General features: G+C 44.3%; 21 protein-coding genes. 9 read left to right on the forward strand and 12 right to left on the reverse strand.

What is annotated here, in order from left to right:
* Positions 1 to 28 precede the first annotated feature (28 nt).
* Positions 29 to 523, forward strand: coding sequence for an azurin (gene azu, locus LZG73_RS14515; RefSeq protein WP_233850846.1), 495 nt, complete (start codon positions 29 to 31; stop codon positions 521 to 523).
* Between the two features lie 65 nt (positions 524 to 588).
* Here the strand turns inward: azu and LZG73_RS14520 are convergent, their stop codons facing one another.
* Positions 589 to 1,134, reverse strand: a complete 546-nt coding sequence (locus LZG73_RS14520; protein ID WP_233850848.1) for a TlpA disulfide reductase family protein — start codon at positions 1,132 to 1,134, stop codon at positions 589 to 591.
* A gap of 193 nt (positions 1,135 to 1,327) precedes the next feature.
* Between LZG73_RS14520 and LZG73_RS14525 the strand changes: the two genes are divergently transcribed.
* On the forward strand, positions 1,328 to 2,671 hold the full coding sequence (locus LZG73_RS14525; RefSeq protein WP_233850856.1) for a tetratricopeptide repeat protein: 1,344 nt from the start codon (positions 1,328 to 1,330) through the stop codon (positions 2,669 to 2,671).
* A 57-nt stretch (positions 2,672 to 2,728) separates the two neighbouring features.
* Here LZG73_RS14525 and LZG73_RS14530 read toward each other — a convergent pair whose 3' ends face one another.
* Genes LZG73_RS14530 through LZG73_RS14540 form a run of 3 tightly spaced genes read right to left on the reverse strand, consistent with a single transcriptional unit; the run spans position 2,729 to position 4,381 of the window.
* A complete protein-coding gene (locus LZG73_RS14530) occupies positions 2,729 to 3,439 on the reverse strand; it encodes a superoxide dismutase (RefSeq protein ID WP_304488738.1) in 711 nt (236 codons plus the stop codon).
* A gap of 30 nt (positions 3,440 to 3,469) precedes the next feature.
* Entirely contained in the window at positions 3,470 to 4,084 is a 615-nt protein-coding gene (gene recR, locus LZG73_RS14535) for a recombination mediator RecR (RefSeq protein WP_233850858.1), read from the reverse strand.
* 21 nt (positions 4,085 to 4,105) lie between these two features.
* The gene (locus LZG73_RS14540) at positions 4,106 to 4,381 is read right to left on the reverse strand and encodes an ATP-dependent Clp protease adaptor ClpS (RefSeq protein WP_233850860.1); all 276 of its coding nucleotides are present in this window, start codon (positions 4,379 to 4,381) and stop codon (positions 4,106 to 4,108) included.
* Between the two features lie 107 nt (positions 4,382 to 4,488).
* Between LZG73_RS14540 and LZG73_RS14545 the strand changes: the two genes are divergently transcribed.
* From LZG73_RS14545 to LZG73_RS14555, 3 genes are all read left to right on the forward strand, one after another.
* The gene (locus LZG73_RS14545; protein ID WP_233850862.1) at positions 4,489 to 5,964 is read left to right on the forward strand and encodes a sodium:solute symporter; all 1,476 of its coding nucleotides are present in this window, start codon (positions 4,489 to 4,491) and stop codon (positions 5,962 to 5,964) included.
* Positions 5,965 to 6,144: 180 nt separating this feature from the next.
* Positions 6,145 to 6,723, forward strand: a complete 579-nt coding sequence (locus LZG73_RS14550) for a hypothetical protein (protein ID WP_233850864.1) — start codon at positions 6,145 to 6,147, stop codon at positions 6,721 to 6,723.
* A 239-nt stretch (positions 6,724 to 6,962) separates the two neighbouring features.
* Positions 6,963 to 7,361 carry a hypothetical protein gene (locus LZG73_RS14555; RefSeq protein ID WP_233850866.1) on the forward strand — a complete coding sequence of 133 codons (399 nt, stop codon included), beginning with the start codon at positions 6,963 to 6,965 and terminating at the stop codon, positions 7,359 to 7,361.
* Positions 7,362 to 7,415: 54 nt separating this feature from the next.
* Here the strand turns inward: LZG73_RS14555 and LZG73_RS14560 are convergent, their stop codons facing one another.
* The 7 genes from LZG73_RS14560 to galE are packed head-to-tail and all read right to left on the reverse strand — an operon-like array spanning position 7,416 to position 14,620.
* The gene (locus LZG73_RS14560) at positions 7,416 to 7,748 is read right to left on the reverse strand and encodes an MGMT family protein (protein WP_233850868.1); all 333 of its coding nucleotides are present in this window, start codon (positions 7,746 to 7,748) and stop codon (positions 7,416 to 7,418) included.
* Positions 7,745 to 8,332 (reverse strand): DUF3109 family protein, encoded by a 588-nt coding sequence (locus tag LZG73_RS14565; RefSeq protein ID WP_233850870.1) that lies wholly within the window; start codon positions 8,330 to 8,332, stop codon positions 7,745 to 7,747. The genes LZG73_RS14560 and LZG73_RS14565 overlap by 4 nt, the downstream gene beginning before the upstream one ends.
* A gap of 6 nt (positions 8,333 to 8,338) precedes the next feature.
* Positions 8,339 to 10,918 carry a LysM peptidoglycan-binding domain-containing protein gene (locus tag LZG73_RS14570; protein WP_233850872.1) on the reverse strand — a complete coding sequence of 860 codons (2,580 nt, stop codon included), beginning with the start codon at positions 10,916 to 10,918 and terminating at the stop codon, positions 8,339 to 8,341.
* Between the two features lie 35 nt (positions 10,919 to 10,953).
* Positions 10,954 to 11,595 carry an O-methyltransferase gene (locus LZG73_RS14575; protein ID WP_233850874.1) on the reverse strand — a complete coding sequence of 214 codons (642 nt, stop codon included), beginning with the start codon at positions 11,593 to 11,595 and terminating at the stop codon, positions 10,954 to 10,956.
* 41 nt (positions 11,596 to 11,636) lie between these two features.
* Positions 11,637 to 12,503, reverse strand: a complete 867-nt coding sequence (rfbA, locus tag LZG73_RS14580) for a glucose-1-phosphate thymidylyltransferase RfbA (RefSeq protein ID WP_233850876.1) — start codon at positions 12,501 to 12,503, stop codon at positions 11,637 to 11,639.
* A gap of 45 nt (positions 12,504 to 12,548) precedes the next feature.
* Positions 12,549 to 13,604 carry a dTDP-glucose 4,6-dehydratase gene (rfbB, locus tag LZG73_RS14585; protein WP_233850878.1) on the reverse strand — a complete coding sequence of 352 codons (1,056 nt, stop codon included), beginning with the start codon at positions 13,602 to 13,604 and terminating at the stop codon, positions 12,549 to 12,551.
* Positions 13,601 to 14,620: a UDP-glucose 4-epimerase GalE gene (gene galE, locus LZG73_RS14590; RefSeq protein ID WP_233850880.1), complete on the reverse strand. Its 1,020-nt coding sequence runs from the start codon at positions 14,618 to 14,620 to the stop codon at positions 13,601 to 13,603. The genes rfbB and galE overlap by 4 nt, the downstream gene beginning before the upstream one ends.
* Before the next feature lie 157 nt (positions 14,621 to 14,777).
* Between galE and LZG73_RS14595 the strand changes: the two genes are divergently transcribed.
* Positions 14,778 to 15,626, forward strand: coding sequence for a transglutaminase-like domain-containing protein (locus LZG73_RS14595; RefSeq protein WP_233850882.1), 849 nt, complete (start codon positions 14,778 to 14,780; stop codon positions 15,624 to 15,626).
* Positions 15,627 to 15,628: 2 nt separating this feature from the next.
* Here the strand turns inward: LZG73_RS14595 and LZG73_RS14600 are convergent, their stop codons facing one another.
* Positions 15,629 to 16,258: a 4'-phosphopantetheinyl transferase superfamily protein gene (locus tag LZG73_RS14600; RefSeq protein WP_233850904.1), complete on the reverse strand. Its 630-nt coding sequence runs from the start codon at positions 16,256 to 16,258 to the stop codon at positions 15,629 to 15,631.
* Positions 16,259 to 16,313: 55 nt separating this feature from the next.
* Between LZG73_RS14600 and LZG73_RS14605 the strand changes: the two genes are divergently transcribed.
* The 3 genes from LZG73_RS14605 (at position 16,314) to folB (ending at position 18,694) form a co-directional block, all read left to right on the forward strand.
* Positions 16,314 to 17,216 (forward strand): WD40 repeat domain-containing protein, encoded by a 903-nt coding sequence (locus LZG73_RS14605; RefSeq protein WP_233850906.1) that lies wholly within the window; start codon positions 16,314 to 16,316, stop codon positions 17,214 to 17,216.
* A 104-nt stretch (positions 17,217 to 17,320) separates the two neighbouring features.
* Complete coding sequence (locus tag LZG73_RS14610) at positions 17,321 to 18,337, forward strand: DivIVA domain-containing protein (protein ID WP_233850908.1); 1,017 nt, start codon at positions 17,321 to 17,323, stop codon at positions 18,335 to 18,337.
* 6 nt (positions 18,338 to 18,343) lie between these two features.
* Positions 18,344 to 18,694 (forward strand): dihydroneopterin aldolase, encoded by a 351-nt coding sequence (folB, locus tag LZG73_RS14615; RefSeq protein WP_233850910.1) that lies wholly within the window; start codon positions 18,344 to 18,346, stop codon positions 18,692 to 18,694.
* The last annotated feature ends 15 nt before the right edge of the window (positions 18,695 to 18,709 follow it).

Consider the following 18,709-nt stretch of genomic DNA (forward strand, 5'->3'; position numbering starts at 1 on the left):
AACAATCAAGTTTACTAATACTCTTAATATGAAAACGACGAAGTATGGCGTAATGCTTTTTGCCTCAGTTTTGGCTTTCGGAGCTGTTACAATGAATACTGTTGAGGCTAAATTGCCCGCAAAAACAGTGGTTAGCGATGTAAAACAAGCTAAAACCATCGTTATAAAAGGAAGTGATGCAATGCAGTTTGACCTGAAAGAAATCAAAGTTAAGGCAGGACAAAAAGTGAAACTGACCTTGACGCACTCTGGAAAACTTGCAAAAGCTGCAATGGGTCACAACTGGGTTTTGTTGAAACCGGGCGTTGACATTGCTGCATTCGGTTCGAAAGCTGCTGCTGCGAGAGAAACAGAATACATTCCTAAGTCGGAAGAAGCGAGCATTATTGCGCATACCAAACTTGTCGGTGGCGGCGAAAGTGACTCTGTTGAGTTTACTGCTCCTGCAAAAGGAACTTACACTTACATTTGCAGCTTCCCAGGTCACTATGCTTTGATGAAAGGCACATTTATCGTGGAATAAGCGATTAATAAATATAAAAAAGGCGCTGATTGCATCAATCAGCGCCTTTTTTATGCCCTTTAATTTCAGATTTCAGCGAGTTGCTTTTCAATTAAATCTACAATCTCTGGACGGTCCCATTGCGAAGCACCCACTTCTTCGACCAGGATCTTGCCTTTGTAAATAATGTAAGTTCTGGGAATTGCATTGCCATTCAAGGCCGTCGGGTAAGTGCCGGCAAATTGGTAAAAAGGCAGATTGTAACCTTTACGCGCAATGAATGGGTTCACCGTTTCTGCATCTTCGTCAGAAATGATATAAAACGCCACTTTTTCATGCGTTTTGTATTTGTCATACAACTTTTGAATGCCAGGCATTTCCATGTTGCAAGGTCCGCACCACGTAGCCCACACATTCACGAAAACCAGCTTTTTCTCGTCCATCGCAACCGGCTTTCCTTCCAGATCTTTAAGCTCTGACAAGTAAACAGACGAAGTTTCAATGGGAGCGGCGACGCGGTCTTCAACGACGGCCTGCTCGTTCTGAACAGGTTTGAAAAAAGAATAATATATCGCTCCTGCTGCAACCAGGACTAAAATAATGAGAAAAACTTTCTTTGCTGAGGATGTCATAACGGTGTTGATAATGTAAAAAAGTCATGTTTTGCGTGCGAACTTCTCTGGTAAAAGTAACCATATTCTCCTGAAATTGACTGGAAAACTCCGTTGGAAAAATAGGCGTTTTGTTTTTTGATGCGGAAATGGAATTTGAATACTTTTATAGCATTATAAAAACACATCTGATTTGAGGAAACGGTTTACATTCATGAAAGTTTTATTTTTTGGTTTAATTTCCCTCATTGCCTGTCTCTTACCAGCTCTCACTTTTGCACAACGTTCTGCTGCGGAATTTTTTGAAGAAGGAAACACGCGAGCCGCAACCGGTGATTTCAATGGTGCCATGCAGGCATATACAAGTGTGATTTCAATGAGCCCCGAACATGCGCCCAGCTTTTTCAACCGCGGACTCGCCAAAGCAAATCTAAAAGATTACCGAGGTGCGATTTTGGACTACAACCGCGCCATCGAGCTCAATCCTAAGGAAGCACTTTATTATCAAAGCCGCGGTGTCAGCAAAAGTTTGCAGGATGATTATTCGTCGGCCATTGAAGATTATTCCAAAGCATTGGAATTGAATGCGGAAGATCCCAAGATTTATTACAACCGGGGCGTAAGTTATGCCAAATTAAAAAAGCATAGAAATGCGCTCACGGATCTGGACAAGGCATTATCGCTTAATCCTGATGAACTTGCGGCATTGTATGCCCGGGGAAATTGCAAGCAGGATTTGCAGGAATATGCGGGCAGTCTCGCCGATTTTACTAGAGTGATTGAACTAAGCCCGAAAAGAACTGGCGCTTACGCAGGTCGCGGATTAGCCAAAATAGAATTGGGTGATTTTCAGGGAGCTGCTACGGATTTCACCCGCGCTATTGAATTAAGTCCCAATGAAAGTGAGTTTTACGAAAAAAGGGGTTTTGCCAAAAATAAAATTGAAGATTTTCAGGGTGCGATCATTGATTTTGATAAAACGATTCAGCTAAATCCTGAAAATTACCATGCTTATTACGGCAGAGGTTTTTCAAAAGGCAAGCTTAACGATCACCGAGGCGCCATTGCAGATCTTTCCAAATCCGTGGAATTGAAAAATGCATATGCAGGCGATCCTAAAAAAGTGGCTTACACAGGCAAAATCAATAAAGAAACGCTGGACGAACTGCGGGATCAGGTTAAGGAACAAACCAGAATCGAAAATCTCAGCAGCGACCGTGCCGAAGCATATTTTGTGCGTGGCATCAGTAAAGCGAAAGTGGGGGAGGTCAAAGGCGCAATTCAGGACCTAACCACCGCGGTTGAGCTTAACCCAACTTATTCCAATGCATTTTTCTCGCGCGCAATGATTCGTTCCGCAAGCGGTGATCAAATGGGCGCGGTGATGGATTTTTCCAGTTCGATCAAATTGCGTTCGGATTATCCGGAGGCCTATTATCTAAGAGGAATCCTGAAAAACAGCCTGGGCGAGGTCAATGATGGCTGTCTTGATCTGAGTAAGGCGGGCGAGCTGGGTTATCAGCAGGCTTACAAGGTGATCAGCAGTTACTGCAACTAAACAAAAAAGGGTTAACGATCACTGATCATTAACCCTTTTCTATTTCTTTAAACTCGGTTAAGCCTTTTTCAAATTCTCAGCAACCTTATCCCAATTCACCACGTCCCAGAATGCTTTAATGTAATCCGGACGTTTGTTTTGATAATGCAGATAATAAGCGTGCTCCCAGACATCCAATCCCAAAATCGGCGTTCCTTTGAAATCTGAAACATCCATTAACGGGTTATCCTGATTTGGCGTAGAACCAATGGCCAGCTTGCCATCTTTTGCAACCAACCAGGCCCAGCCTGAACCAAAACGCGTCGTCGCAGCCTTAGCGAATTGTTCTTTGAATTTGTCCAATGAGCCGAATTGACCATTGATTGCATCCGCCACCGGACCAGCAGGAGCAGCCGATTTTTTCGGGCCCATCACTTCCCAGAAAAACGTATGATTCCAGTGACCTCCGCCATTGTTACGAATCGCCGCAGGCGCTTTTCCGATGGATTTAATGATTTCGTCCAGTGATTTTTTCTCGTATTCGGTGCCTTTTACAGCATCGTTCAGATTTTTCACGTAAGTCGCATGGTGTTTTCCATAATGAATTTCCATGGTCATTTTATCAATGCTCGGCTCCAATGCGCCAAAATCGTAAGGAAGCGGTGCTTGTTTAAAAGGCGCCGTTTCAGCTCCTGACTGCATTGCTTCGTTTGCAAAAGCCTGATTGGCCAAAGCTCCGACAGCTAATGAGCTCCCGGCCAATGTCCGTAAAAAATCGGTTCTATTCATAACTGTACTTTTGTAAAGTGTTTAGTTATCTCAATCGTAAGCCACCCGGCTTACAATGCTGCGGCCCAGGGTGATTTCATCTGCATATTCCAGATCACCGCCAATGGGAATTCCGCGGGCAATCGTACTCATTTTAACACCGGTCGACTTCATTTTCTTTTGCAAATAAAAAGCCGTTGTATCGCCTTCCATGGTCGGACTAAGCGCCAGAATAATTTCGTTAACCGGTTCGTCCGCTTCCGGACTTTCAATTCTTTTCAATAATGAATCAATTTGCAGATCAGACGGTCCAATGCCTTCAAGCGGTGAAATAATGCCGCCTAGCACATGATACAAACCTTTGTATTGATTGGTGGACTCAATCGCAAGCACATCGCGTGTGTCGACAACCACGCAAATAATAGATCTGTCTCTTCTTGGATTGCTGCAAATGTTGCAAAGCCGGTCGTCGGCAATGTTGTGGCACTGTTCACAGTAGGAAGTTTTCGTGCGCATATTGACAAGAGCTTCCGAAAGTGACCGCGTTTGTTCTTCGTCTCTTTTGAGCAAATGTAATGCGAGGCGCAAAGCTGTTTTTTTTCCTATTCCCGGCAGACGGGAGATCTCACTTACGGCATCCTCAATAAGACGTGAGGGGTAATTCATGTGGAAAGTGTGAGCGTGAGACTAGTGGATTTCTGCGGAAATTCCGCGGCGGCAAATTTCGTTGCGCATGCCTGTTAATTCGTCAAAAGCGCCTTCTTTTACGGAGCATTTGCCCTTATAATGGATGATCAGTGTGCACTGCTCAGCTTGTTCATTGGTGTGGCCACAAACATCCATCAATGTGTCAATGACCCAATCAAATGTATTTACGTCGTCGTTATAGATAACCAGTCTCTTAACATCGGTTTCTATGGTTTTCTCCAGAATTTCAACCTCAGTCTCTGTAAGCGCTTGCATAACAACCAAATTTCTGTTTGATTAGCAAATCTAAACAAAAACGCAGATTATCGGAAGTTTTAAGTGCCTTTTAATCCGCTGCTAAAATTCACAAATAACCCGCTTTAATGAATCCATATATTTCTTTGGTTATCCTGATCGCGTATTTTGGAATGCTCATAACCGTTTCCATTTACACGTCCAAAGGAGCCGACACCAACACATTTTTTACTGCCAACAGACAATCTCCGTGGTATCTTGTCGCCTTTGGAATGATTGGGACTTCGCTGTCCGGGGTAACATTTGTATCGGTGCCGGGAGCGGTTGTTAACATTCAGTTTTCGTACTTCCAGGTTGTCATTGGCTACATTTTGGGTTACCTCGTGATTGGCACAGTGCTCATGCCGCTTTATTACAGGCTCAATTTAATCTCCATTTATTCTTATCTCGAACAGCGTTTTGGTTTTTGGTCTTACAAAACCGGCTCGGGGTTTTTCCTGCTTTCCCGTACAATCGGCTCGGCAGTGCGGCTTTATGTTGCTGCACAAGTGCTGCAACTGGCACTATTTAAGCCATTAGGCATTCCATTCGAGGTTGCCGTTGCGATAACTATTTTCCTGATCTGGATTTACACATTCAAAGGCGGTGTGAAAACGATTATCGTTACGGACACGCTGCAAACGTTTTTTCTGATCACGGCGGTAATTCTGACGATTGTCCTCGTCTCCAATGAACTCAATCTGGACGGTTTCGGTGACATTTGGAACCGCGTGCAGACGAGCGGTTATTCCAAGATTTTTTACTGGGACACCAATGATCCTAAAAACTTCTTCAAGCAATTCTTCGCCGGCGTTTTTATAGCCATTGTTATGACCGGATTGGATCAGGATCTAATGCAGAAAAATCTCACTTGCAAGAACATAGGCGAGGCGCAAAAAAATATGTTCTGGTTTACGATCGTGCTCGTTATCGTCAATTTTCTGTTCCTATCACTGGGTGCATTGCTTTACGTATATGCCGAAGCGCAAGGAATTCCGGCGCCGGCCAAATCGGACGATTTTTATCCCATGCTTGCCCTCAATCATTTAGGATTGGTGGTAGGGATCACTTTCCTGCTCGGAATTACGGCTGCAACATATGCAAGCTCGGACTCCGCATTGACCGCTCTTACAACCGCCTTTTGCATTGATTTCATGAACATTGAGAAAAGGCCCGAAGCGCAGCGTTCAACCATTAAGTTCTGGGTGCACATTGGTTTTTCAGTCGTCTTTTATCTTGTTATCCTGATTTTCAACAGGCTTAATAGCAAGGAAGTGATCACGGCTGTCTTCGATCTCGCAGGTTACACATATGGGCCGCTTTTGGGTCTGTTCTCGTTCGGGGCGTTTCTCAAACGGCCTGTAAAAGACAAATGGGTGCCGCTGGTCTGCATTCTCGCGCCAGTTTTAACTTACGTTATCAATGATCATTCTGCTGAATGGTTCAATGGCTACAAGTTTGGATTCGAGCGGCTGATCATTAACGGGCTCATCACATTCATTGGTCTTTGGCTGCTTCACGATCCGAATGCTAAACGCTATGCGCCTTACTATCCTGCTAAGTAAAAAGCGTTAAACTAATGGCCGTTTTTCGCCAAATCGGTTACTTATTTCTCACCGTTTCTCTTGTATTTATACAAAAAAATATTAACTTTCTGATAAATCTGACGCTTTTCGCGCCTTTGATGGATGCTTACTGAAAGAAGAGTTGAGTTAAAATTTTTTAACAAACTAAACTTTTATAGTATGAAAACATTGTCAGTAATTTTATTAGGAATTCTGCTGTGCGCCTCATGCACAGACAAGACCAAAGAGGAGGAAGCCAACCGCGAAGCGAATCTTGAAAAAGAAAAGAAAGCAATCAACGATGTAATTGAAAACGAAACAAAAGCATTTTTTGCAAGAGATTACAATGCATGGAAAGCCAATTATGCGCAGACCGACTACGCGTTTCAAGCTTGGAGCAACAATGATGGAACGTTCGATTCCAATGTAGGCTGGGACGACATTAACAAGCAAATTGGCAGATATATTGCGGATAACCCTGAGCCCGTTTCGAGCCATCCGATTGTTGAGAGAAAAAATGTAAAGTATAAGTTCTTCGATAATAACGTGGCCTATCTCACCTGGGACCAGTTTAACAGCGATAAAATGGAAAAGAATTTTCACCACAGCAAGGAAGTTAGGCTGATGGAGAAGATTGACGGACAGTGGAAAATCGTGTGCGTTTCAGCGTTTTGGGATTACAAACATTTGATCCCCGCCAGCCGCCTGCCTATGATCAAGAAAATTGCCAATGAAAGCAGGGGCAAAAATAAAATCTAGGTTTTGTGTAACTTTTAGATCGTTCGGTTTCAAATACGAATGTTCGGTTATGAACAGCTTGCAAAGTCGCGGCATAGGCCGCAGAATTCTCTGATTTGTCTTGTAAATATTTGATAACGAGATTGTTGGCAAGAGGATGTGTCCGTTTGTTTTCTTCCTGAAAAGAAACTGGCACATCCTTTTTTATGTATGGTTCAACTGTGCAAGTGTACGGTCGGAACTTTAAAATCATATTAGCCATGAAAATTTCAAGCATTTCAAAACTATTCTGCGCACTGGCGCTCACTTTGTCTCTTGCATCATTCACAACAGACAAAAAGAAAAATCGTGAAGAAAAAACTGCTGCCAATGCAGTCGCTTTCGACGCAGCTCTTTACAAAATCAACGACACGAATAAGGTCAAACTTTCGGTCAACAAAAGCGCGGGTGACAATTTAAGGATCATTCTGAAAGACAAGAGTGGGAAGGTTTATTACAACGAAATGTTCAGTGAAAATGACGCGAAATATCGCCGCGTATTTGATTTGGACGAAGTTGGTGACGGAGTTTACTATTTCGAAGTGATCAACAACAAACAGAAATTGGTGAAACAAGTAGAGATCGAAAGCACAAGTGAAAAACTGATCTCGCTTCGATAAGCGTGAGGTTCAATAAAAAGGCTCTTCGTCCGGTGGATGAAGAGCCTTTTTCTATTAATTAAGTTCTTTTTCGGGGTCCCAAAAGCATTTGTCCCAATCTTGAATGCAATCATTTTTGACAACAACGCCTTCGTTTTCCAGTCGTTCCTGCATGGCGGTTGGCGTTTCAAACAGATGTTTCGCGCTGAGTAACCCTTGCTTATTGACTACGCGGTGAGCAGGAATTCCGGGTTGCGTGAAACTGTTTCCCATTGCCCAGCCAACCATTCTAGCGCCTCTTTTGGAACCTAGATAAGCGGCGATTGCGCCATATGAGGTTGCCCGCCCTTCCGGAATCTGGCGAACTACATCGTAAACGTCCGAAAAGAAGTCATTGCCCTGCTTCATTTTTCCCTTAACCGGCTTTCCTGACGTTCATCGATCTCCTGCGTCAATTGATCATACCAATTGGTCCCATAAGCGCGAATTAGCGGCTCTTTCAAAAATTTGTAAACTGGAACACCCAGCGCCGCTCCCAAACTGCATGCCGGGTTGCAAATTTCCCAGCGGTCGTAGTTAAGTGCGTGATATTGTTCATATTTCGTGACCCTTATCGGATACAAATGACAGGAAATCGGCTTTTTATATCCAATCTTTCCATCCAGAAAAGCAGCCTCAATGCCGCATTTCAGAATGCCTTTTTGATCGTAAATTGCATAGGCGCATTCCCGGCCATTGATAACCGGCGTTACATAATCGCCGTCCCAATCCTTCGTATATGTTCCTTCTTTTGCGATAATGTCTTTGCCGGCTTGTGTCAAATAGGGTTCTACGGCAGGATAAATCTCATCGAGGATCGCAAGCTCATCTTCTTCCAGCGGCGCTCCCGAATCTCCCTCCACACAGCACGCACCTTTACATTTGTCCAAATCACAGACAAAAAACTGGTCTTCAATATCGTCACTTATACAAGTGTTGTCGATGAGTATCATGATAAATTATTGTTGCGGGATTTTTAGTTTTTGTCCAACCATAACACTGTTTCCCGACATATTGTTTAATTTCTTGATATCCTCCACGCTAGTCCGGTAAGTCTGGGAAATCCTGAACAATGTTTCGCCTGGTGCAACGGTGTGCGTTTGCGCGCTGGAAGCGCGGGGCGTCTGGTTTGCAGATGAAGCTATTGCCTCGCCTTCCGACCTCTTTACGCGAAGTCTCTGCCCGGTTTTCAAGCGCGAAGATTCATTCAGGTCATTCAATTCATACAATTCCTTAACGGTCAGTCCGTAAGCTTTGGAAATGCTGAAATAAGTCTGTCCACTTTGCACCACGTGAACATCATTGCCCTGGCTCGCCGTGTTCCTGGTTTCCTCTTTAATTTCTTCTGGCGTCCTGAATGTTTCCTTTGGTTCCGTGCGGACAACCGTTACTTTTTCAGGAGCAGGATTTGTTTTCACGGGAACTTCATTCGCCGAAGCACTCGCCGTTTCCCCAGCAGGCGCTTTGCTCACATTCAGGCGCTGACCAACAACGAGCCTGCCGGGTGATTTTTTATTCAAATCAATCAGCTCTCTTAATGTTAAGTCATATTTGCTGGCAATGCTGAAATAGGTGTCGCCCGACTCAACGGTGTGATATGCAGCCTTTTCCGGTGCAGCAGCTTTCGGTTTTGCCGTTTCTTTAACAGCAACTTCCTTTTCCGTGTTCTCCCTTGCAGCAGCATCCGCAACGGCAGTCTTTGCAGCTGCCTCTTTTGCGGCTTTTTCTTCTGCCGCAGCGCGTTGTTTCATGTAAACCGAAGTTTCGGAAGTAACTCGCGTGTCATTCGGTACAATCACCTTGGAAGGCGAAGTGGAACTCGGAATGGGCCTTTCTTCGGCCGAGCGGAATGAAGTGTCAGCATTGTCCTGCGTAATGATCACGACGCGGTCGCCAGCTTGCTTGCTGATAGGCTCTGTCGGAACAGAGGCAGGCACATTGTTCGCAGTTTTTACGGCCGGACTTGTTTGTATGTTTGCAGCAGCAGGCGTTGCAGGGGCAACGGGGGCATTTGTAACGGCTGACGGTGCGGTTGCCGGCGCATTAACAGGCTCTTCTTTCTTTTCTACCAGAACAGGCGTGTATTTTTTTCTCCCCGAAGGCTTGTCCGGAATTGTGTTTGCAGCCGCAACAGGGGCGGGTGGAACAACTTCCGCTTTCGCTGCAATGGCAGGGCCTGCGCTTCCGGATGATGGCTGTGGCGGAGCAATGATCTCAATCGCCTGCTTCTTAGGACGTTTTTTGGTCAAAAACAAAACCTGTCCTGTCTGAATTGGATAATTGCGGCTTGTTGTCCTGTTAAATTTCAAAAGACTAACCAACCTCACGCCATATTGCTGGGAAACGCTGTGCCAGGTGTCTCCCGGCCTTGCAGTGTGAAATGGCGTTGCTGCTTTTTTATGTTTTTTTGCCAAATAATAAACCTTTCCAGGGATCAAAGGCATTTCGGCAAGCATATCATTGTAGCGCATGAACTTCGGCGTGCGCATATCGCCGGCTTTTGCGAGTGCGGTGGGCTTATCGCCCTCGCGCGCTATAACACCGGCTAATCCATTTATTTCATACAATTCAGGCGCATTCGGATCCGAGGCATTTGAAGGCTTTTTCTTCAAAACAGGATAACCGGAATCTTCATAAACCGAAGCAACCGCTGTTTGGCGCGCAGGCAATGACAGTTTTTCGCGGACTGAGGCCAGTTGGTCGGCCGGGACAGGAATGGTAACCAGATATTCACGATCATTCGGAATCTCGTCGTCCGTAAGCCATCTGTTGTAATTTTTCAACTCATTTGGAGCAATGCCAAGGGAGGAAGAAATGTCGTCCAATGACTTTCCTTTGCCATAACTCGCTTCCAGCAGCACCAGTTTGTTTGGCGTTTTATAACGCTCAATGCCAGCTTCCAATGCGATTTTATGCGCGAAAAATCGGAGCATATAACGATCCGTTTTGCCCGTTAATGTCACTTCGCGTGCATACGCCCAGTCAGCCGGAACCACCTTTTTTACGCCGCCCGCACCCTGGTAATATGAGTAAAGCGTTGTCACCCAGTTGTTAAATTGCTGGTTATTTTTTTTCAAATACCAAGCCGCTGCATGCGTTGACGCGCTGATATTTTTTCTTTCATCAATGTGATCGTCCACGCGTAAGTTAAGCTCACGCGCTGTTTCAGGCTTAAATTGCCAGTAACCCACCGCATTCGACGTAGAAACAACGTCGGGCCTGAAAGAACTTTCCTGAACTGCCAGATATTTGAAATCGATCGGAACTTCTTCATCCATCAAAATGCCTTCCACAATCGGGAAATGCAGCACCGCGCGATCCAGTTTTTCTTCCCAAAACTTCTTGTTAGACATCAGGTTTTTGACATCTTCTTCGACAATTTCCTGAGCGCTTCTGTCAAGTTTGACCGTAATCCCTCCAAACGAAATACTCGCAGGAATTTCCGGATAAGTCTGGGCGATGACGTTGCTTTTCGAGGTGAGCAGCAACATCCAGGCAACTGCGATGTATCTGATGTTTTTAATGAAAGTTCTGGCCATAAATTGTAAATGCTTGGCTGATTGTGTTTGTGTATTTATAATTTTTGAAGAATCATCAACCCGTCCCGGATGGGAAGCAGGATGTTCGACACGCGGTTATCCTCGTGAACCATTCGGTTGAAATCAAGCAACGCCTGGGTGTCCTTGTCAATTTTGATCTCCTCCTGAACGACTTTTCCGCTCCATAGCACATTGTCCGCGATCAAAAAGCCGCCTTTTCGAACCTTGTCAATGCAAAGGTTGAAATATGCAGGGTAATTAATTTTGTCAGCGTCAATAAAAACCAGATCGAAGGTTTCGTCAAGGGTAGGAATGATATCGGTTGCAATGCCTATACGATAATCAATATAATCAGTGAAGGGAGAATCAGCAAAAAAGCTGCGTGTAAAAGTTTCCAGCTCTTCGTTGATGTCAATCGTAACCAACCGGCCTCCTGCGTTAAGCCCTTCACAAAGACATAACGCAGAATATCCGGTGTAAGTACCAATTTCGAGAATGCGGTCCGGACGGATCATCCTGGAAATCATGGACAGAAATCTGCCTTGAAGATGCCCGGACAGCATACGGGGGTTAAGAATGTTTGCATGCGTCTCCCGATTTAAAGACCTCAGCAACTCACTCTCATTTTCCGTGTGTGCTACGGAATACGCCTCGATTTCCTCTGCCAGAAACTTCATTTATATTTCAATTCTTAACCAAATGCAATGTGACCGAACGATCAGACATTGGCGACAATGCGTTCCAGATACGTTCCATAACCACTTTTAACGAGCGGTTTGGCGATTTCGCGCAATTGTTCAGCATTAATAAAGCCCATCCGGTAAGCGATCTCTTCAATGCAACCCACTTTGAGGCCCTGTCTTTCTTCAATTACCTGAACAAATTGTCCTGCCTGCATCAATGATTGGAATGTTCCGGTGTCAAGCCAGGCTGTGCCTCGGTTCAGCACGCCGACTTTCAGCTTGCCGCGTTCCAGGTAAACGCGGTTTACATCCGTGATTTCCAGTTCGCCGCGCGGCGATGGCGGGATGGTTTTTGCAATTTCAACAACATCATTGTCATAAAAATATAGACCAGGAACTGCATAGTTAGATTTCGGGTCTTCCGGTTTTTCTTCTATGGAAAGCACATTATTGGCCTTATCAAATTCTACAACTCCATAACGCTCAGGGTCATGCACCTGATAAGCGAAGATTACGCCGCCATCAGGATCGCTGTTGGATTGAAGCAGCTGCGATAAACCGGAGCCGTAGAAAATGTTATCACCTAATATTAAGGCAACTTTTTCGCCTCCGATAAATTCTTCACCAATGATGAATGCCTGCGCTAATCCGTCCGGGCTTGGCTGCACTGCGTAAGTAAATGTGCAACCCAGGCGGCTTCCGTCGCCCAGTAATTTTTCAAAATGCGGCAGATCGTGAGGAGTTGAAATGATGAGGATTTCCCGAATCCCGGCCAGCATTAAAATTGATAATGGATAATAAATCATTGGTTTGTCATAAACAGGCATAAGCTGTTTACTAACTGCCAATGTCAACGGGTGCAACCTAGTCCCGGATCCACCGGCCAGAATAATTCCTTTCATTTGTAAGATCGTAGTAATGGTAAGTAATGTGCCCTGTCCGGTTGATTATCTGTCCGAATACATTTCGGTGTAATATTTCTGGTAATTGCCCGAAGTGACGTTGTTAAGCCATTCCGTGTTGTTCAAATACCAGTCAACCGTTCTTTCCAGTCCTTCTTCAAATTGCAATGAAGGTTTCCAGCCCAGTTCTTCTGACAGTTTGGTTGCATCGATCGCGTAACGAAGGTCGTGTCCGGCGCGGTCGGTCACGTAAGTGATCAGTTTCTCGGTCTCACCTTGCTCACGGCCCAGTTTGCGGTCCATAATGCTGCAAAGCAACAGCACAAGATCCAGGTTTTTCCACTCGTTATGGCCGCCAATGTTGTAAGTTTCGCCGTTGCGTCCTTTGTGGAAAATCACATCGATGGCAATGGCGTGGTCTTCTACAAAAAGCCAGTCGCGGATATTTTCGCCTTTTCCATAAACAGGAAGTGGTTTTTGCTGAATGATGTTGTGGATCATCAGCGGAATCAGCTTTTCAGGGAAGTGATTTGGGCCGTAGTTATTGGAGCAGTTGGAGATGACAACCGGCAACTTATATGTATTTTGATAAGCCCTTACGAAGTGATCCGAAGACGCTTTTGAGGCCGAGTAAGGCGAGCGCGGATCATATTTGGTCGTTTCAACAAAGAATGTTCCCGGATCATGCAGTTCACCATAAACTTCATCCGTAGAAACGTGGTAAAAACGGCGGTCTGTAAAATCGTCTTTCCAGGCCTTCTTGGCAGCATTCAAAAGATTCACCGTGCCCACCACATTGGTCATCACAAATGACATCGGATCTGAAATAGATCTGTCCACGTGCGACTCGGCGGCCAAATGAACAATGCCATGAAAATCATTTTCGCCGATCAGCTTGTCAATAAATTCAGCATCAACGATATCGCCTTTTACAAATGTGTAATTAGGAGCGTTTTCAATGTCCCTTAAATTTTCAAGGTTTCCAGCGTAGGTGAGGGCATCCAGGTTATAGATGTGATAGTCCGGATGAAAGTTTACAAAGCGGCGCACAACGTGTGACCCAATAAAACCTGCACCGCCTGTGATTAAGATTTTTTTCATTGTTGAGGTGTTATTTTTAATTGCCAGTTCCATGCGTCCCGAAGCGCGTCTGCCATGGTTTTTTCAGCATGCCATTTCATTACATTATTCACTTTATCAGACTGCGCGTATATTTTTTCAACGTCTCCTTCGCGGCGCGGCCCGATGGTGTAATTTAATTTTACGCCATTTACTTCTTCAAATGTATTGATCAATTGCAAGACGGTGTAACCTTCGCCGGTGCCCACATTGAACACATCATAATAGTCTGTTTCCGTTTGCGCTTGCAGCAATTCCAATGCTTTTACGTGCGCTTTGGCAAGATCCACGACATGGATAAAATCGCGGATGCAAGTGCCGTCTTCCGTGTCATAATCGCTTCCGAAAACGGTAAGTGATTTGCGAAGGCCGACTGCTGTCTGCGTAATAAATGGCACCAGATTACTCGGAACGCCATTTGGCAACTCACCGATCAATGCAGATTCGTGCGCACCGATTGGGTTGAAATAGCGGAGTGATAATGCTTTTACACCTGATTTGGCATAAACATAATCACGAATAATATCTTCTCCAATGGCTTTTGTATTGCCATAAGGTGAATTTGCAGGTTTGCGCGGCGTATGCTCAGTTACCGGAATCGCATCGGGCTGGCCGTAAACGGTGCAAGAAGATGAAAATACAAAATTGGGGACTTTAAATTCCTGCGCGGCACGCAGCAATACAAGAAGAGAAATGAGGTTATTTTCGTAATAATTGAGCGGCTTTTCGACGGATTCGCCCACCGCCTTGTAAGCTGCAAAGTGGATAATGCCATCGAACTTTTCTTTTTCAAACAGCTCCCTCACTTTTGCGGCGTCATTGCAATCGATATTGTAAAAGGGGAAATCTTTGCCGGTAATTTGTTTGATCCCATCCAGAACACCAAGATTCGTATTATAAAGGTTGTCAATGATGACTGGTTCAAACCCTGCTTTATCCAATTCAACAACGGTGTGAGAGCCAATAAATCCAGCTCCACCGGTAACGAGAATTTTCATGCGTTATGTGCTTAAATTGAAAAATATTGTGGTATAGAATTAGGGAAATGCGTGCGGTCTAACAGCTTTTTTCTCGGGCAAAAGTAGAAAATTTGATGTCCATTAAAAAAAAATGTTTTTATTTATCCGTTGGTTGTTAAATGATGATTTGAGGAAAATGAACCAGAGAGAAATTAAAGCACTGATATCCTTACTTGATGACGAAGATCATGAGGTGAGCCAGCATGTGGAGGGCAAGATCTTATCATTGGGCGGCAATGTGATACCATTTCTCGAGACAGAGTGGGAGGAGAGCTTCAACCCGATTGTACAGCGTAAAATAGAGGAATTAATACACGAATTGCAGCTCAGCATCATGATTGAGCGCTTGCAGGCCTGGAAAAACGGAGGTGCGCTGGACTTGCTGGAAGGCATGTGGATCATTTCAACTTACCATTATCCGGACCTTTCTATGGAAAAGCTGCGGACAAATATTGAGCAGCTTTATTACGATATCTGGATCCAGTTTCAGGAGGAAATGAATGCGGTGGACCAGATCAAACGCATTAACAGCATCTTTTTTGGCGTGATGAATTTTGCGGCAAACACGAAAAACTTCCATTCGCCTTCTAATTCCATGATCAATGTTGTGATGGAAAGCCGGAGGGGGAACCCGATAACATTGTGCGTTATTTATCTTTTAATTGCAAGAAAGCTCGGCTTGCCTGTTTATGGCGTCAATCTGCCGAATCTTTTTGTTTTGACCTATAAAAACGACAAGACGCAATTTTATATCAATGTTTTCAACCGCGGGATTATTTTTTCCAAAACGGACATTGACCATTATATCGCGCAACTGAACATTAAATCCAAAGAGATTTTTTACCAGCCTTGCACCAATCTGGAAATTGTGCAGCGCGTATTGCGAAACCTGATTTTATCTTACGAAAAGACGAGTGAGCAGGATAAAATTAAGGAAATTGAGAAAATCCTGAAATCCACGCTCGACGACTTTCCTGAAATATAACATTACAACGCAATTGCGAGGCAATGCTGATCAAACCAACGAATGGTGATATTGGCCGTAATGACCATATCTTCATCTGTTAACCTTCCTTTTAACATTTCGGCTTTCGTACCAAAAGGTTCTATGTAAATGGAATCGCGAAAGCTGATTTTTTTCTTGCCGTAAAGTTTGTAAAGCGCTTCTTTGGCACACCAATACATGCATAGCAATTCCATTTGGTCGCCCGCATGTTCAAATTCGGGTTGTGACAGATATTTCTTGGAAGTGCGCTGCAACTTTGGATCGATCTTTTCCATATCAATGCCCACTGCCGCCAACGGGTTTATGGCAACGGCTACGAAATCGAAAGTATGGGTGATGGAAATGTGGGAGTCGTTATCGACGAGGAAAGCTTTGCCGTGCTTGTCTTTATGTGTGCCAATGTAATTAATGCCAAATTGTTCGGCGAGCTTCTTGATAAGCAGCCTGCTTGCAAGCCATTCGCGGAGTTTTTGAGGGTGTGAAATGGTCAGAATATCTTCCGAATTGAACGCATTGCCCAGGTTTTCGGTGAGCTCGTTTACCGGTTCGGTCAGTTTCCAGAGGAGCAGTGTACTGATCTCTTCAATCTTTTCGGAATGAACGAGCGGCATAATTATTCTGTTTACAATTTCTATTTTTGAGCTTAATCCCTTTCACAAATAAAGCATGAACATCCGCAAAGTAGATACTTTTTCCGGTCACAAAGACAGTGTTTATACAATTATTTCAGACAACACTTCACATGGCTTTTACTCTGCGGGCGGCGACGGCTTTGTAATTCAATGGGATCTCAACAAGCCCGATCTTGGAAAGCTCGTAGCCAAAGTCGGCGTTTCAGTGTATGCGCTGGGGCTCGAAAAAGCACACAATGCATTGTGGATCGGACAGAATTATGAAGGCATTCAGGTGCTCAACATTGCGGAGAACAGGATTGAGAAAACTTCAAAAATAACCACCGCTGCGATATTTGACATTCAGTTTTATGATGATAAAGCGCTGATTGCCTTGGGCGATGGCGTGGTGGTTGTGATGGATGTCGCTTCATTTGCCGTTCAAAAACACATCAAGGTCGCCAACAAAAGCATTCGGACGATTGCGATCAATCCTGACACGCGGGAATTCGCCATTGGTGACAGCGACAGCAATGTCAATATCTTTGATCTGGATGGCTTTGGTTTAAAAAAGACAATCCAGTCGCATGGTAACTCTGTTTTTTCCGTTAAATATTCACCGGACGGGAAATATCTGTTCACAACCGGTCGCGATGCACACATTATGATCTGGGATGTAAATGACGCTTATGAGATGGTTTCAGACATTCCGGCCCATTTATATGCGGTTAACGACATTGTTTTCAGTCCCGATCACACCTTATTCGCCTCTTGCAGCATGGACAAATCGGTAAAAGTCTGGGATGCTGCGACTTTTAAATTAAAAAAGATCATTGACCGCGCACGGCATGCAGGACATGGAACTTCGGTCAATAAACTCCTCTGGACGAGCTTCGAAAACCAGCTGATTTCTTGCAGTGACGACCGAATGATTTCGGTTTGGGAAGTAGGAGCGTAGCATACTTATAATATGGTATTATTGGTAAATACTTTGAAAAATGATCCATATATCTTTATCTTACACGACTGTTAATAACTAAGTACCAAAGCATAGAATGCATCATGAAAATATCCGCTATAGACATACGCAAGCATACTTTTGAAAAGATTTTCAGAGGTTACGACCCGGACGAAGTAGATGCTTTTCTGAACTCGTTGTCGCAAGAATGGGAGCGTTTCTCTAGCGAAAACAGCCTGTTGAAAATGCAGCTTGAATATGCTGAAAAGGAACTTAGCAAGCTTAAAGACATCGAATCGACGCTTTTCAGGACATTAAAAGCAGCGGAAGACACCAGCAAGCTGATAGAGAAAGAGGCGAATGAAAATGCTGAAAAACGGATCGAAGAATCGAGGACGACAGCCAATGATTTGGTAAGCGAAGCCGAGAACAGGACCAATCAGGTTATCCGCGAAACAGAGGAAAGGTTGAAGCGTTTTAAGGAAGATTTTGCGGCAGAAGTGAAGTTGCAGGAGCGTGATTTCAGAGCAATTGAAAACTTCCGCGATAACTTGATTGTACAGCTTTCGTCATTGGCAAACAACACCATTGAGACGGTTGAGCGCTTCGAACAGAAATATGATAAACAGTCTGTTTTGAATAAAATGGAGGAAATCAAACAGCACATTGCTGAAATTGAAATCCCTAAAAAGCCATCCTATCTTTCAGAGGCGCGAGTTGTTACGGAGGAAACAGAAGAGCCCGCCGAACCAAAATTAGGCGAAGTTGTGCTTTTGGATGACAAGCCGGAAGTGCAATTTGAAGTTGTAGATACAGAAAGTGAAGTTGTTATTGAAGAAGAGGAAGATTTTGTAGCAGAACCACCTTTTGAAGAGCAAGAGCCAACTCAGATTGTTGAAGAGCTTGAAATTGTTGAGCCGGAACCAGAGCCTGTTGAGGAAGTTGCTGAATACAGTGTAAAAGAAGAAGTGAAAAGCAGTGCTGCCGAGGAATCGGCGAAGGCATTGGCAGAGTTGCAGAGAACGGAGCGGGCCAGGGAAAATACACCGGTGAACAGGCCGCGCGTTCCAGAAAACCAGCCTAGAAAAACAGGTGGAGGTTCATTTTTTGATCAAATCTAGTATACATTGGGAACAATAAGCCTCGAAGGCCTCGAATTTTTCGCTTATCATGGTTACTATCCTGAGGAGCAGAGAATTGGCAACAAATACGCATTGGACATTATCATTACCACCGATTTTTTCAAAGCGGCGCAAGAAGATAAGCTCAGCGAAACCGTCAATTACGAAACGATTTATCAGATTGTGTCAAAAGTAATGCAAGAGCCAGCTAAGTTGCTGGAACACATTGGCTTCACTGTAATTGAAAAAATAAGAGAACATTACCCGGTTGTGGCAAATATCCAAGTTCGGGTTTCCAAATTCAACCCACCCGTAGGAGGCGTCTGTACGCGGGCGATGATTACGATGGAAGGTTAAAAAGAAATCCCGCTT

The organism is Dyadobacter sp. CY326, assembly GCF_021390515.1.
Taxonomy (GTDB): domain Bacteria; phylum Bacteroidota; class Bacteroidia; order Cytophagales; family Spirosomataceae; genus Dyadobacter.